This is a genomic window from Cereibacter johrii (assembly GCF_001720585.1).
GTDB lineage: Bacteria > Pseudomonadota > Alphaproteobacteria > Rhodobacterales > Rhodobacteraceae > Cereibacter_A > Cereibacter_A johrii.
The window spans coordinates 1-13493 of record NZ_MABH01000087.1; the positions used below are offsets into that span (position 1 = coordinate 1).

Consider the following 13493-nt stretch of genomic DNA (forward strand, 5'->3'; position numbering starts at 1 on the left):
GCCGATGGTGGCGAGCCGCCGCGCGCCGATGGAACTGCCGCCGGAACCGCCGGTGGTGGCGGGCGCCGGAGAGAAGATCCGTTTCGCCTCGGGCATGGTCGCCTCGCGCATCCCGGGCGCCGCCACCGCACGCCTCGCGGTGAGCGCGCTCGAGGCCGATGCGGCCCCCGCCCATGCGCCGCGGCTGATGGCCGAGGCCTATGATGCCTACGAGGCCTATGAGACCGGCGAGCCGATCCTGACCGCGCGCGAGCAACTGGCCTATGCCGACGAGGACGAGGCCGCGGCCTACGACGAGGCCTATGCCGCGGAGGAAGAGGTCGAAAGCTACGCCGAGGAGGAAGCCGCCTGGCTTCCGCACGAGGATTTCGACGACAACACCGACTGGACGCCCGAACCCGCGGCGCCCGTGGCCCCGGTGATGGCTCCCGTGATGGCCCCGAAACCCGCCGCGGCGCCCGCCGCCAAGGCCCCGTCCGTCCGCCCGCCCGAAGCGCAGCCGAAGCCGCGCTTCGAGGAGCAGGAGACCCATTACGAACTGCCGCCGCTTTCGCTTCTGGCCTGCCCCTCGACCATCGTGCGCAACACGCTGTCGGTCGATGCGCTGAAGGAAAATGCGCGGATGCTCGAGTCCGTGCTCGAGGATTACGGCGTGAAGGGCGAGATCGTGGACGCGCAGGCGGGCCCGGTCGTCACGCTCTACGAACTCGAACCGGCGCCGGGCCTCAAGGCCAGCCGCGTGATCGGTCTGGCCGACGACATCGCCCGCTCGATGTCGGCGCTTTCGGCCCGCGTCTCGACCGTGCCGGGCCGGACCGTGATCGGGATCGAACTGCCGAACGTCAGCCGCGAGAAGGTGATCCTGCGCGAGATCCTCGCGGCGCGTGACTTCGGTGACAGCTCGATGCGGCTGCCGCTCGCGCTGGGCAAGGATATCGCCGGCCGCCCCGTGGTGGCGAACCTCGCCAAGATGCCCCACCTGCTGATCGCCGGGACCACCGGCTCGGGCAAGTCGGTGGCGATCAACACGATGATCCTGTCGCTTCTCTACAAGCTCACGCCCGAGGAATGCCGGCTCATCATGATCGACCCGAAGATGCTGGAACTCAGCGTCTACGACGGGATCCCGCACCTCCTCTCGCCGGTCGTGACCGATCCCAAGAAGGCGGTCGTCGCCCTCAAGTGGGTCGTGGGCGAGATGGAAGAGCGCTACCGCAAGATGTCGAAGCTCGGCGTGCGCAACATCGAGGGCTACAACGGCCGCGTGTCCGAGGCGCTCGAGAAGGGCGAGATGTTCAAGCGGACGATTCAGACCGGCTTCGACGAGGATACGGGCGAGCCGGTGTTCGAGACCGAGGATCTCCAGCCCGTGCGCTTGCCCTTCATCGTGGTGGTCGTGGACGAGATGGCCGACCTGATGATGGTGGCGGGCAAGGAGATCGAGGCCTGCATCCAGCGCCTCGCGCAGATGGCGCGGGCCTCCGGCATCCACCTCATCATGGCCACGCAGCGCCCCTCGGTCGATGTCATCACCGGCACGATCAAGGCGAACTTCCCCACCCGGATCAGCTTCCAGGTCACCTCGAAGATCGACAGCCGCACGATCCTCGGCGAGCAGGGGGCCGAGCAGCTCCTCGGGATGGGCGACATGCTCTACATGGCGGGCGGGGCGAAGATCACCCGGATCCACGGTCCCTTCGTCTCGGACGAGGAAGTCGAGGAGATCGTGAACCATCTGAAGAGCTTCGGGCCGCCCAAATACATGTCGGGCGTGGTGGAAGGCCCCGAGGACGACCGCGCGGACGATATCGACGCGGTGCTGGGTCTCGGCGGCAACACCGATTCCGAGGATGCCCTCTACGATCAGGCGGTGGCCATCGTGGCCAAGGACCGCAAATGCTCGACCTCCTACATCCAGCGCAAGCTGGGCATCGGCTACAACAAGGCCGCGCGCCTCGTCGAGCAGATGGAGGAGCAGGGCGTGGTGACGGCCGCCAACCATGTGGGCAAGCGCGAGATTCTTCTGCCCGAGCAGTGAGGCCGGGGCCCCCTCCCCCGGGGCGGGGCGCCCTCTCGCCGCACAGCCGACGGAACCGGGCCGCTCCGCGCGGCTTGGTCCTGTCCCGGCCGCCCGGCCGGAAGAGTGAAACCTTTCTCGCCGCAACGTGAAGGCGGCGGGGATGCGCAGATCCCCGGGAGCCCCTAGCTTCATCACCATGAAACCGATGCGTCTGATCCTCGCGCCTCTGGCGTTCCTCGCCCTCGCGCTGCCCGCGGCAGCCGAGAAGATCCCGCTCTCCGCGCTCTCGTCCTACCTCAACGGGCTGAGCACGGCCGAGGCCGATTTCACCCAGGTGAATGCGGACGGCTCGGTCTCGACCGGCCGCATCTTCATCAAGCGGCCCGGCCGCGTCCGGTTCGAATATGCGCCGCCCGAGAAGAGCCTCGTGGTGGCCGGCGGCGGGCAGGTGGCGATCTTCGACGCCAAGTCGAACCAGCCGCCCGAGCAATATCCGCTGAGCCGCACGCCGCTGAGCCTGATCCTTGCGCAGGACATCGACCTCGGGCGGGCGAAGATGGTGGTGGGGCACCGCGAGGACAAGAATACCACCCGCGTCGTGGCGCAGGATCCGGCGCACCCCGAATATGGCACGATCGAGATGGTCTTCACCGCGAATCCGGTGGCGCTGCGCCAGTGGGTCATCACCGACGATGCGGGCAATCAGACGACGGTGATCCTCGGCGCCATGGCGCAGGGCCGCAATCTCCCGGCCTCGCTCTTCAGCATCCAGTCGGAAGCGGCCAAGCGCAGCCGCTGAGGGCCTTGCCTGCACCGCCCGACAGGCGAGAAGCGGGGCGCGGGAGCGTCCCGCGCCCGTCGGATCCTGTCAGCGGCGGCAGGAGGTGAGCTGTGCGCGGTAGCGCTGCTCCCGGTCGCCCACCCGCTGCGCCACGGCCAGAAGCCAGGGCTTCGCATTGTGGCTTCCGCGCAGATAGCCGGTGCGGCCCTCGTGATAGGCGAGATACTGGTTGGTCGCATCCCACTTGGGGATGCCGAGGCGGCGGGTGGTGCCGTCCATGTACCAGCCCATGAAGTCGGTCGCATCCTCGATGCGGTCCCTACGGGCGCGGCGCTTCCGGCGCTCGTCCATATATTCCTCCCAGGTGCCGTCGAGCGCCTGGCTGTAGCCGTAGGCCGAGCTCTGCCGGCCCATGGGGATGATCCCCAGAAGGAACTGATGCGGTGTGCGCGCATTGCCGACGAACTTCGATTCCTGGTGAATCGTGGCCATCTGCACCGAGACCGGGATGCCCCAGCGGCGCTCCGTGGCCTTCATGGCCCGGTAATATTGCGGCCGTTCCGCGACGATGCTGCAGGCATTTTCCAGATCGCGGGGCGGGGAATACCGTCCGCCGCCGCAGGAAGCCAGGAACACCAGCAGTATGGCCGCGCGGAGAAGTCTGCTCATCTGCCCCTCGCGTCTTCTGTTTTGCGGGCAGGATAGGCGAAATAAGAGAGGGGGGAAATGGTCCCGCGGCCCTGGCTCTTCAGAAAAACGCGAGATTGCGGAACTGTCGCGACTTCCCGCCATTGATCTCTCGGCGAAGACTGAAGTGCCGCACGGCCCTTGCGGGCAGGACGCGGAGATCATGGGCACATACTGTTTCCTCCCCATGCAAGGGTCATGGTGGACAAACGGATGGCAGCCGGAATAATGGAGTGGTCAGGGGTGCGGGACATGCTCAAGACACAGGCGAAATATCATCTGGGACAGGTGCTCCGTCATCGGAAGCATCCGTTCCGTGGCGTGGTCTTCGATGTGGACGCGATGTTCGCAAACACCGAGGAATGGTATGATGCCATCCCCGAGGAAAGCCGCCCGTCGCGAGACCAGCCCTTCTACCACCTGCTCGCCGAGAACGATCAGAGCTACTATGTGGCCTATGTCTCCGAGCAGAACCTCGTGCCCGACGATACGGGCGAGCCGGTCGAGCATCCCGATCTGGCCGAGCTCTTCGGCGAGTTCGAGGATGGCCGCTACCCGTTGCAGTTCCAGCTGAACTGAGACGCGCCGCCCCGCCGGGCGGCGCCCATCGTCCCGGCTTCAGTAGCCCAGCGCGCAGCCGTCCTTCCTCGGATCGGAGGCGCCGACCAGCACCCCGTCCTCGCCGATGAGAATGGCCTGCGCGCCGCCGATGGGCTCGTTCGGCACGCGGACATCGTGGCCCATCGCGGCCAGTTCGGCCCGCACACGCTCGTCATAGCCGCGCTCGACCAGCATTCCGTCCGGCCCCGAGAAGGAGCGGGGCGCGTCGATGGCCTCCTGCGGATCGAGCCCGAAGTCGACGAGGTTCGAGACGAAGCGCGCATGGCCCGCGGGCTGGTAGGCGCCGCCCATGACGCCGAAGGGCACGATCACCCGGCCCTCGCGCCGGATCATCCCGGGGATGATCGTGTGCATCGGCCGCTTGCCGCCCATCGCCTCGTTGGCATGGCCCTTCGTCAGGCAGAAGCCCGCCCCGCGGTTCTGGAAGTTGATCCCGAACCGGGCCGAGGCGAGGCCCGAGCCGAAGCTGTGATAGACCGAATAGATCAGCGACACCGCCATCCGGTCGCGGTCGACCACGGTCAGATAGACGGTGTCGCGGTGCACCGCCTCGGAGAGCGGAGCCGCCTCGGGCATGGCCCGCGTGGGGTCGATCAGCGCAGCCAGCCGCTCGGCCGTCTGGGGCGACAGCATGTGGGCGAGCCGTCGCACATGGTCGGGGTCGGCGAGGAAGCGGTTGCGCGCGTCATAGGCGAGTTTCGCGGCCTCGGCCTCGAGATGCGCGCGCGCGGTGCCGAACGGGTCCATGGCTGCCACATCGAACTGGGACAGGATGTTCAGCATCAGGATCGCCGTGGCGCCCTGACCGTTCGGCGGGTGCTCGACAAGCTCCACGCCCTTGTAGGTTCCCGAGATCGGCTCGCCGTAGTTGCAGGCGGTCGCCGCGAAATCCTCGAGCATGTGCGTGCCGCCCACCGAGCGGAGCGAGGTCACCATGTCCTCGGCCACCTCGCCCTCGTAGAAGCCCGCGCGGCCCTGCTGGGCGATCCGGCGCAGAACCTCGGCCTGGCCGGGGGCCCGGAAGATCTGGCCTGCGCGCGGGGCGGCCCCGTCGACAAGGTAATATTGCCGCGCGGCTCCCTGCAGCTTCTCCTCGGCCAGGGCCCAGTCGAAGGCGGTGCGGGGCGCGACCGGCACGCCCTCCTCGGCATAATGGATGGCGGGGGCGAGGACCTGCGCCAGTTCGAGATTGCCCCAGTCCGCCGAGAGGCGGCAGAAGGCATCCACGGCCCCCGGCACGGTCACCGCCTCGGGTCCGTGCAGCGGCACCGTCGCGTGACCCTTCTCGCGCATCAGCGCGGCGGAGAGGCCCGCGGGCGCGCGGCCCGAGCCGTTCAGCGCCACGATCCTGTCCTCTCCGGGCGGCTTCAGAAGCACGAAGCAGTCGCCGCCGATCCCGGTCATCTGCGGCTCGCAGATGCCGAGCAGCACCGCGGCCGCGATGGCCGCATCGGCCGCATTGCCACCCGCCTGCAGGATGTCGATGGCGACCTTGGAGGCGAGAGGGTGGGAGGTGGCACAGAGACCGTTGCCGGCATAGACGGCCGAGCGGCCCGGTAGATGGAAATCGCGCATGTCATCCTCCTGATCGGGGAGGAGCCTAGAAGCGTGCGACACATTTTCCAAGGGAGGAACCTCGGCGTCGGAACCGGGTGGGGGACACGGCCCCGACGCCGAGGGCAGCGGTCAATCGCTACAGGTCCGACCCTCGCAGCAGCGTGGGGCGGATTCGCAGCCGGATTCGGGCGGAATTGCGGATCTCGGGCAGGGGCAGGGGTCGGGCGCCGCAAGGCAGGTGCGGGCGACACGGAAGCTCAGCCGGTTGACCCCGTTCTCGTGGCAGTAGCGGAGTTCCTCGGCCAGCGCGCGGATCAGCATCCAGCCGAAGCCGCCCTCGCGCAGCGACAGGACCGGGCAGGGCAGGCCGGGCCGCGCGGCGGGCATCGGTCGCCCGCGGTCGGCCACCTCGCAGGAGAGCTGCCCCCGCCGGAGGTCGAGGGCCACCTCGACCGGCCCCGAGCGTCCGGCATAGGCATGTTCCGTGCAGTTGTTCAGAATCTCGGCCAGCAGGATCTGCGCCGCATCCCGATCCTCCGAGGGAAGGGCGCGCAACGGCGGACAGTCCGCAAGCTCGGCGAGGGCCGCGCGCACGGCGAGGGGACGGCTGTCGAGGCGAAGGCGATAGGAGGCGGAGGCAGGGCCTCCGTCAGAGGGCATCGCTCACCCGCTCGTGGATCGTGAAGACCCGGTCCATCCGGGTGAGCCGGAACACCTTGCGCACGACGGGGCCCAGAGCCGCGAGCTCGAGCCTGCGGTCGGGTCCGAGCAGCTTCATCACGGCCACCACCGCACCGAGCCCGCTGCTGTCGAGAAAGGTCACGCGAGACAGATCGAGCAGCACCCGCGGGGCGGGCGTATCGACCAGCTCGCGCATCCGGTCCTTGAACTCGATCGCCGCCGCGGCGTCGATCCGCTCTTGCTGCACGCGCACCACCAGCAGGTCACCCCGCACTTCCGCCTCTAGATCCATGGGCTGCTCCCCTGTCCGCGGCAAAAGGCTAGGATGCGTTCGTTGACATCCGGTAAGCGGCTGCCTTCCGTTCCGCTGCCCGTGCCCCTAATCTGGGACTTTGGCACCCGGAGGCTCCATGGATTACGACCAGCTCGACCAGACGATCGAGGCGCTCTGCCACGGCGAGCAGGATACGGTGGCGCTGATGGCCACCGTCGCCTGCGAGATCCACCACGCCCATCCGCTTTCGGACTGGACCGGCTTCTACCGCGTCACCGGGCCGGAGCTTCTGAAGATCGGCCCCTATCAGGGCACGCACGGCTGCCTCGTCATTCCCTTCTCCCGCGGGGTCTGCGGCGCCGCCGCGCGGACGGGCCGGATCCAGCTCGTGCCGGACGTCGAGGCCTTCCCCGATCACATCGCCTGCTCCTCGACCACGCGCTCCGAGATCGTGCTGCCGGTCCGCAACGGCGAGGGGCGGCTTTTGGGCGTGCTCGACCTCGACAGCAACACGCCTGCGGCCTTCACCGAGGAGGATGCCCGGCGGCTTCAGGCGCTCCTCGACCGCACCTTCCGGGAGGCGGTCTGATGCGGGGGTCCTGCCTCTGCGGCGCCGTGGCCTTCGAGGCAGGCGGAGAGATGCCTCCGGTCGTGGCCTGCCATTGCAGCCAGTGCCGGAAATGGTCGGGCCATTTCTGGGCCGCAACGTCGGTCGCCATGGCCGACTTCCGGCTGATCCGCGACGAGGGCCTGCGCTGGTTCCGCGCCTCGGACAAGGCGAGCCGCGGCTTCTGCGCCCTCTGCGGCTCGAGCCTGTTCTGGAAGCCCGACGGCCGCGACCGCATGAGCTTTTCGCCCGGAGCGGTCGATGGGCCGACGGGTCTCGCGACGGGCCATCACATCTTCATGGACGAGGCCGGCGACTATTACCGCATAAGCGACGGCACTCCGCACTATCCGGGAGACGACGAGGCCTGAGCCCGTCTTGGCCTCTCACTCCGAGACGAACTTGTTGAACCGGCTCTGCCCGCCGTCCTTCGTCTTTTCCTGATGCAGGAAGGACAGGTTGTTCTCGTCGAAGATCCGGAAGAACTCGTCCCACTCGATCTGGGTCAGGCTGTCCTCGGGCTCGCCGAAGTCGATGCGCAGGATGCCGCCCTTTCCGCCGGTCTCGACCTTGGCGGGGTGGCCGTCGCGGGCTTCGGCCCATTTGCGGATCTTGTCGTGGTCGCGGGTGGTGGTGGCTTCGGTCATGGTTGTCTCCCGATGGGCTTCGGGCGAAGAAGCGCGGGCCGAGGGCGATTGTTCCCGTGCGCGGCCTCGGTTATGGGGCGGGGATGACCGATCTCTATGCCCCGCCGGATGTTCCCCTCTCGTTGATCCATCACGATGCGCAGATCGTGGTGGTGGACAAGCCTGCGGGCCTTTTGTCGGTGCCGGGAAAGGGCGAGGACAAGGCCGACTGCCTGATCGAGCGGCTGAGGGGCGTCTTCCCCGAGATCCTGCTGGTGCATCGGCTCGACCGCGACACGTCGGGGGTGATGGTCTTCGCGCTCACGAAGGCTGCGCAGGGCGCGCTGGGCCAGCAGTTCGAGAAGCGGCAGACGAAGAAGATCTATGTGGCGCGCGTGGCGGGCCGGCTCGAGCCGCGCGAGGGGCGGGTGGACCTGCCGCTCTGCGTCGACTGGCCGAACCGGCCGAAGCAGCATGTGGACCACGAGAACGGCCGCCCGGCGCAGACCGATTGGCGCGTCGTGAAATACCTGCCGAAGGAGACGCGGGTGCGGCTGATGCCGGTCACGGGCCGCAGCCACCAGCTCCGGGTGCATATGGCCGAGACGGGGCACCCGATCCTCGGCGACGCGCTCTATGCCGAAGGGGCGGCGCGCGACTTCCCGCGGCTCATGCTCCATGCCGAGAGCCTGCGGGTGCGCCATCCCGACACGGGCAAGAGCCTCACCTACAGCGCGCCCTGTCCCTTCTGAGCGGGCAGCCAGCCGGTCGCGAGCACAGCACTCCAGTCGGGCCGGTCGTAGCGGCGGGCGAGGCGGGCCGCCCGGTCGTGATCGTAGGGGATCTGGCGGAAGGTCACGCGCCAGTCCTCGCCCGTCCGGTCGAAGATCGCGTGGCAGGCCGCCGGCGTGCCGGACTCGACCCGGTGCGGCACGGGCGCGTCGTCCTCGTAACCCGGGCAGCTGACCGAGCCCGGATTGACCACGAGCCGCCCGTCAGGCAGCCGCACCGACCGCGCAAGATGGGTGTGGCCGCAGAGGATCAGCCGCTCGGCTATGCCGTCCGCGAAGCGCGAAATGCGCTCGAGCGGGCTCGGCGCCACATGGCCTTCGGGCGTGACGCGATGCAGCCAATAGATCAGGTCGGAACCCGGCGTCGCATGGCAGAGGAAGGCGCCGGCCTCGACCCGCGTCGCGGGCAGGGCCGCCAGCCAGTCCCGGTGCGCCGCCGAGAGCCGCGGCCGCGCGTCGGCCTCCCAGACGGAGCCGCCCTCCGGCTCCACCAGCCAGCGGTCGTGGTTGCCCCGCACCGCAGGCCAGCCCGCCTCCATCAGCAGGTCCGCCGTCCGCTCGACCTCCAGCGGGCCGGAGAGGCAGTCGCCCAGATTGACCACGAGGTCGGGCGACTGCCGGGCAAGGTCCGCCCTCACCGCTTCCAGCGCATCGGCATTGCCGTGGATGTCGGCGAGGACGGCGAGCCTCATTCGGCGGCCAGCGCCTCGGCCTCGGGATCCCAGCCCGAGATGGCCTTGACCTCGAGGAACTCCTCGATGCCCCAGACGCCACCCTCGCGCGCCCGGCCCGAGGCCTTGACGCCGCCGAACGGGGCGCCCGCGCCGCGCGACTTGCCGTTCATCTCGACCATGCCCGAGCGCAGGCGGCGGGCGAGGCGGTTGCGCCGCGCCCCGTCCTCGCTCTGGACGTAGTTCGTCAGGCCGTAGGGCGTGTCGTTGGCGATCCGCACCGCCTCTTCCTCGGTCTCGAACGGCAGGATCGACAGGACCGGCCCGAAGATCTCCTCGCGCTCGATTGTCATGCCGGGGGTCACGTCGGCAAAGACGGTGGGGCGCACGAAGAAGCCGCGGTTCAGCCCGTCCGGCCGGCCGAGGCCGCCCGCCACCAGCCGCGCGCCCTCGTCGATGCCCTTCTGGATGTAGGACTGGATCTGCTCGAACTGGCGCTTGTTCACCACCGGCCCGATATGCGGCCCCTCCTCATGCGCCGAGGCCACGCGGGTCTTCGCCGCCACCTCGGTCGCGATCTCGACCGCCCGGTCGTAGAACGGCCGTTCGACCAGCATCCGGGTCGGGGCGTTGCAGCTCTGGCCCGAGTTGTTGAAACAATGCTTCACGCCGCGCTCGACGGCGCGCGCGTCGGCATCGGCGAAGATCAGGTTCGCACCCTTGCCGCCGAGTTCGAGCGTCACGCGCTTGAGCGACTCGGCCGCGGCCTTCGAGATCGCCCGGCCCGCGCGGGTCGAGCCGGTGAAGGAGATCATCTCGACATCCGGGTGCGAGGAGAGTTGCGTGCCCACGCCCGCGCCGTCGCCGTTCACGAGGTTGAAGACGCCCGCGGGCAGGCCCGCATCATGGACGAATTCGGCAAAGAGGAGCGAGGAGAGCGGCGCCTCCTCCGACGGCTTCAGCACGCAGGTGCAGCCCGCGAGCAGCGCCGGGATGACCTTCAGCGTCACCTGGTTCATCGGCCAGTTCCAGGGCGTGATGAGGCCCACGACGCCGATGGGCTCGAGCGCGATCCGGTCGTTCGGCGCATGCGGGCCGAGGGGGCGCACCCATTCGATCTCCTCGAAGGCCTTGAGGAAGTTCGTCAGGTGCCACGGCAGGCAGGGCGCCTGACTGTTCCGCGCGAGGTCGATGGGCGCCCCCATCTCGAGGCTGATCGCCTGCGCCATTTCTTCCTTGCGCGCCTCATATTGCGCGAGGATGCCCTTCACGAGGCGCAGCCGCTCGGCGGGGGGCGTGGCGGCCCAGCCCTCGAAGGCGGCCTTCGCGGCGGCCACCGCCGCATCCGTGTCCGCCTGATCGCCGAGCGAGATCACCGCGCAGGCCTCTTCGGTCGACGGGTCGATGACCTCGCAGTCCCGCGCCTTGGCCGGAGCGGTCCAGCCCCCGTTGATGTAGAAGTCGCGTTTCTCGATCATGGCATCCTCCTTGAACCTTTTGGGGAAGGTGGCACCCCGCAAGCGCCTCGTCCAGCGCGATCCCGGCCGGTCGATCCGGAATGATGCCTGACAGACATGTCTTCGGCGGAGGAGAGGAGGCAGCGACGGCGGGCCTGACCCCGCGCGCGGCCGAAGCAGGAGGCCAGGGGCGCCCCGAACGGTCGCAGGAGCAGGGCCGGAGGCGCTGTCGGCAGCGGCTCTGCGGCAGGAGGCCTCTGCGGTGGCTCATGCCTTGGAGGGGCCTCGGCAGAGGAGGCTTCCGCAGGCCGGGCTTGGGGTGGAACTATCCAGAAGCGGCTGGGAGCGCCGCAGCCGGTGTCACCGAAGAGGGGAGGGCCCTTGCAGGTCAGGGCGCTTGGCCTAAGCCGTCCGCGAGCCCAGGCGCCGCCAGCGGAGGCCAGCCTCTGTCCGAGGTCCTGCGCTCAAGGATGCGGGGAGGAGAGAAGTGGTGCCGGTGAAGGGACTCGAACCCCCGACCCCATCATTACGAATGACGTGCTCTACCAGCTGAGCTACACCGGCACTTCTCGGACGGGACCGCGGGGCGGTCCGGTCGATCGCGGCTCCGGTCAAGAGGCTGGAGAGCCTTGCCTTTTCCGGGGATCCGGGCGCGCGGCGGCTGGTCCGCCTGCGCCCGATCCGGCGATGTTGCGGGGCTTCTAGCAAAGTCCCGCGGCGGTGGGTAGCCCTATTTTGAGGTGGGCTCAACCGCTTTTTCGTCGATCACATCCTCGTCCAGCGGCTCGGCCGGCCGCGCCGCGGGCGCGCCCACGATCAGCGGCAGAAGCTCGGTTCCCGTGGCGCTCGGCGTCGACTTCTGCGTGGGCTCGCGCCAGCTCAGCGTGTCGAAGCCGCCGCAATTGTCGCAGATCGGCGCCCAGTTCGCATGGACCGTCTGGCAGTTGTCGCAGCACCATTGCGGGCCGCGCGGCGCGGTCAGCGCCCGCGCCAGCCAGCCGCGCACGACGGCCTCGTCCCCGCCCTCGCCGCGCTCGACCGCCGCCATGATGGTCAGCGCCCGCTGCGTCGGATGGCGCGCGACGATATCGCCCAGAGCGCGCCGGGCACCCGGGAAATCCTCGGCCGCGAGCGACAGTTCGGCGATCAGCATCCGCGTCTCGTCGTGATCGGGGTGGATCGCGGTCAGGGTGCGGAACCGCTTGAGCCGTTCGGCCGGCGTCTCGTCGGGCTCGATCTCGGCGAAGGCTGCGGCGAGATCGGGATGCGGCTCGGCCTCCCAGGCTTTCTTCAGCACGCGCGTGGCATATTTCTTGTTGCCCTGCGCCAAATAGCTGCGCGCAGCCATCGCCGCGGCCGGGATCAGGTCGGGCGACTGCTTGTTGGCGAGAATCGCCGCCTCGCGCGCCTCGATCGAGGCATTCTCGTCGAACACGTCCTTGGCCGTCTGCAGCGCCAGCACCGCGTCGCGCCGCTTGTAGACGGACTTCGGCAGCGCGCCCGACTTCATCTTGGCGGTGAGCGTGCTGCGCGCGCCCGACCAGTCGTGCAGATCGGCCTGCAGCTTCAGCAGGATGTCCTGCGTCTCGGAGTGCCTGGGATTGATCTCGAAGGCCTTCTGGGCCAGCGCCAGCGCCGTCTCGGTGTCGCCCTCGTCCAGCTTCTGCTTCAGCAGCCCCCGGACGCCCACGAAGCGGGTGCGCTCATCCTCGAGCAGCAGCTTGTAGGATTCCTGCGCCCGGCGCGAATCGCCCGCCTGCTGCGCGGCCTGCGCGTTCAGAAGCGTGGTCATCGCATTCTGGCCGAGATATTTCCGCGCCTTCGCCGCGCGGGACATAGCGGTGCGCGGCTCGCCCGCGGCCAGCGCCATCATGCCTTCCGACAGGGCGCGCAGGCCCTTCTGCTCGCGCGAGCGGTCGAAGTAGCGCGAGACGGCGGTCTCGTCCCCGTTCAGGAAGCGCAGCACCGCAAAGAGGAAGCCCACGATCTTCAGGAACAGCCAGACCGCGAGGATCAGGAGCAACGCCGCGATCACCGCCTGCAGCGGCCCGAGGTTGAGCTCGAGATCGCCCACCGCCAGCCGCAGCGCACCGCCGCTCTCCATGAGCTGCGAGGCGCCGAAGGTGAGCGCGACCACGAGGGCCACGAAAATCAGGATCTTGATCAAGGACCAAAGCATGGAACCGGCCTCACTTCCCTTCCGCGGCTGCGGCGAGAGCCGCGACGGCGTCGATTGCCTCAATGCGTTTGCGCACGGCGTCGGTCCAGCCGGCCATGGCCTGCTGCCCCTCGGGCGGCAGCGCCGCGACCTCGTCGAGCGCCTTCTGCAGATCGCCCGCCCGGACGGCAGCCTCGGCCCGCGACAGGACGGCGTCGGGTCCGTCGCCCGCCCGCGGCGCGAGCGAGCGGACACCGGCTTCGGACAGCAGGAAGGCCTGCGCCCGAGAGGTCCAGCTGTCGCCCATGGTGGCGCGGCGCGAGACCGCCAGCGCCTCGCGGGCGGCGGCGGGGAACTCGTCCTCGAGCGTGTCGAGGGTCGGAATGCCGCCCTCCGCATGGGCGGCGAGCGTTTCGGGCACGGTCACGCCCTTGGCGGTCAGCTCGTCGAGCGGCGCGCGGTAGGTCTGACCGGCGTCGATGGCGGCCTGGACCTGCGCCAGCGCGGCGGCGGTCACGGCCGCCTTGGCCTGCGCCTCGGCCTCGGCCTTGAGGTCGGCCGC

At 69.2% G+C, this 13493-nt stretch carries 15 protein-coding genes and 1 tRNA gene; 6 read left to right on the top strand and 10 right to left on the bottom strand.

The annotated features are described in order from the left end of the window. Window positions 1-2038 (top strand): DNA translocase FtsK (locus A9O63_RS06920; RefSeq protein WP_268874913.1); only part of this gene is annotated, 2038 nt, incomplete at its 5' end. Window positions 2039-2180: 142 nt separating this feature from the next. After that, window positions 2181-2819: a LolA family protein gene (locus A9O63_RS06925; protein ID WP_084295673.1), complete on the top strand. Its 639-nt coding sequence runs from the start codon at window positions 2181-2183 to the stop codon at window positions 2817-2819. A 69-nt stretch (window positions 2820-2888) separates the two neighbouring features. Here the strand turns inward: A9O63_RS06925 and A9O63_RS06930 are convergent, their stop codons facing one another. Continuing rightward, entirely contained in the window at window positions 2889-3470 is a 582-nt protein-coding gene (locus tag A9O63_RS06930) for a transglycosylase SLT domain-containing protein (protein WP_069331270.1), read from the bottom strand. Window positions 3471-3740: 270 nt separating this feature from the next. Here A9O63_RS06930 and hspQ point away from each other — a divergent pair, with 270 nt between their 5' ends. After that, on the top strand, window positions 3741-4067 hold the full coding sequence (hspQ, locus tag A9O63_RS06935) for a heat shock protein HspQ (RefSeq protein WP_002722172.1): 327 nt from the start codon (window positions 3741-3743) through the stop codon (window positions 4065-4067). Window positions 4068-4106: 39 nt separating this feature from the next. Here hspQ and A9O63_RS06940 read toward each other — a convergent pair whose 3' ends face one another. The 3 genes from A9O63_RS06940 to A9O63_RS06950 form a co-directional block, all read right to left on the bottom strand. Next, complete coding sequence (locus A9O63_RS06940; protein ID WP_069331271.1) at window positions 4107-5684, bottom strand: gamma-glutamyltransferase family protein; 1578 nt, start codon at window positions 5682-5684, stop codon at window positions 4107-4109. A 111-nt stretch (window positions 5685-5795) separates the two neighbouring features. Beyond that, window positions 5796-6326 (bottom strand): ATP-binding protein, encoded by a 531-nt coding sequence (locus A9O63_RS06945; protein WP_069331272.1) that lies wholly within the window; start codon window positions 6324-6326, stop codon window positions 5796-5798. Beyond that, on the bottom strand, window positions 6316-6639 hold the full coding sequence (locus A9O63_RS06950) for an STAS domain-containing protein (protein WP_009562568.1): 324 nt from the start codon (window positions 6637-6639) through the stop codon (window positions 6316-6318). Before A9O63_RS06950 ends, A9O63_RS06945 begins: the two co-directional genes overlap by 11 nt. A 118-nt stretch (window positions 6640-6757) precedes the next feature. Here A9O63_RS06950 and A9O63_RS06955 point away from each other — a divergent pair, with 118 nt between their 5' ends. Both A9O63_RS06955 and A9O63_RS06960 read left to right on the top strand, forming a co-directional pair. Next, a complete protein-coding gene (locus A9O63_RS06955) occupies window positions 6758-7210 on the top strand; it encodes a GAF domain-containing protein (RefSeq protein ID WP_069331273.1) in 453 nt (150 codons plus the stop codon). Further along, a complete protein-coding gene (locus tag A9O63_RS06960; protein WP_227471806.1) occupies window positions 7210-7599 on the top strand; it encodes a GFA family protein in 390 nt (129 codons plus the stop codon). The genes A9O63_RS06955 and A9O63_RS06960 overlap by 1 nt, the downstream gene beginning before the upstream one ends. 15 nt (window positions 7600-7614) lie before the next feature. Here A9O63_RS06960 and A9O63_RS06965 read toward each other — a convergent pair whose 3' ends face one another. Further along, the gene (locus tag A9O63_RS06965) at window positions 7615-7875 is read right to left on the bottom strand and encodes a hypothetical protein (protein WP_069331274.1); all 261 of its coding nucleotides are present in this window, start codon (window positions 7873-7875) and stop codon (window positions 7615-7617) included. A gap of 83 nt (window positions 7876-7958) precedes the next feature. Between A9O63_RS06965 and A9O63_RS06970 the strand changes: the two genes are divergently transcribed. Next, the gene (locus A9O63_RS06970; protein ID WP_069331279.1) at window positions 7959-8606 is read left to right on the top strand and encodes an RluA family pseudouridine synthase; all 648 of its coding nucleotides are present in this window, start codon (window positions 7959-7961) and stop codon (window positions 8604-8606) included. Here A9O63_RS06970 and A9O63_RS06975 read toward each other — a convergent pair. From A9O63_RS06975 to A9O63_RS06995, 5 genes are all read right to left on the bottom strand, one after another. Further along, window positions 8582-9337: a metallophosphoesterase family protein gene (locus A9O63_RS06975; protein WP_069331275.1), complete on the bottom strand. Its 756-nt coding sequence runs from the start codon at window positions 9335-9337 to the stop codon at window positions 8582-8584. The two genes, A9O63_RS06970 and A9O63_RS06975, sit on opposite strands and share 25 nt — an antisense overlap. Further along, window positions 9334-10794, bottom strand: a complete 1461-nt coding sequence (locus A9O63_RS06980) for an aldehyde dehydrogenase family protein (protein ID WP_069331276.1) — start codon at window positions 10792-10794, stop codon at window positions 9334-9336. Before A9O63_RS06980 ends, A9O63_RS06975 begins: the two co-directional genes overlap by 4 nt. Before the next feature lie 467 nt (window positions 10795-11261). Further along, window positions 11262-11337 (bottom strand) — tRNA-Thr (locus tag A9O63_RS06985). A gap of 166 nt (window positions 11338-11503) precedes the next feature. After that, window positions 11504-12952, bottom strand: a complete 1449-nt coding sequence (locus A9O63_RS06990) for a heme biosynthesis protein HemY (RefSeq protein WP_069331277.1) — start codon at window positions 12950-12952, stop codon at window positions 11504-11506. A gap of 10 nt (window positions 12953-12962) precedes the next feature. Beyond that, window positions 12963-13493: COG4223 family protein (locus A9O63_RS06995; protein WP_412841974.1), on the bottom strand; the 531-nt coding region annotated here is incomplete at its 5' end.

Coding starts and splice junctions, on each gene's coding strand:
- A9O63_RS06980 (WP_069331276.1), bottom strand. CDS start 10,794: ATGATCGAGAAACGCGACTTCTACATCAACGGGGGCTGGACCGCTCCG.
- A9O63_RS06940 (WP_069331271.1), bottom strand. CDS start 5,684: ATGCGCGATTTCCATCTACCGGGCCGCTCGGCCGTCTATGCCGGCAAC.
- A9O63_RS06955 (WP_069331273.1), top strand. CDS start 6,758: ATGGATTACGACCAGCTCGACCAGACGATCGAGGCGCTCTGCCACGGC.
- A9O63_RS06950 (WP_009562568.1), bottom strand. CDS start 6,639: ATGGATCTAGAGGCGGAAGTGCGGGGTGACCTGCTGGTGGTGCGCGTG.
- hspQ (WP_002722172.1), top strand. CDS start 3,741: ATGCTCAAGACACAGGCGAAATATCATCTGGGACAGGTGCTCCGTCAT.
- A9O63_RS06960 (WP_227471806.1), top strand. CDS start 7,210: ATGCGGGGGTCCTGCCTCTGCGGCGCCGTGGCCTTCGAGGCAGGCGGA.
- A9O63_RS06965 (WP_069331274.1), bottom strand. CDS start 7,875: ATGACCGAAGCCACCACCACCCGCGACCACGACAAGATCCGCAAATGG.
- A9O63_RS06975 (WP_069331275.1), bottom strand. CDS start 9,337: ATGAGGCTCGCCGTCCTCGCCGACATCCACGGCAATGCCGATGCGCTG.
- A9O63_RS06930 (WP_069331270.1), bottom strand. CDS start 3,470: ATGAGCAGACTTCTCCGCGCGGCCATACTGCTGGTGTTCCTGGCTTCC.
- A9O63_RS06925 (WP_084295673.1), top strand. CDS start 2,181: ATGCGCAGATCCCCGGGAGCCCCTAGCTTCATCACCATGAAACCGATG.
- A9O63_RS06970 (WP_069331279.1), top strand. CDS start 7,959: ATGACCGATCTCTATGCCCCGCCGGATGTTCCCCTCTCGTTGATCCAT.
- A9O63_RS06990 (WP_069331277.1), bottom strand. CDS start 12,952: ATGCTTTGGTCCTTGATCAAGATCCTGATTTTCGTGGCCCTCGTGGTC.
- A9O63_RS06945 (WP_069331272.1), bottom strand. CDS start 6,326: ATGCCCTCTGACGGAGGCCCTGCCTCCGCCTCCTATCGCCTTCGCCTC.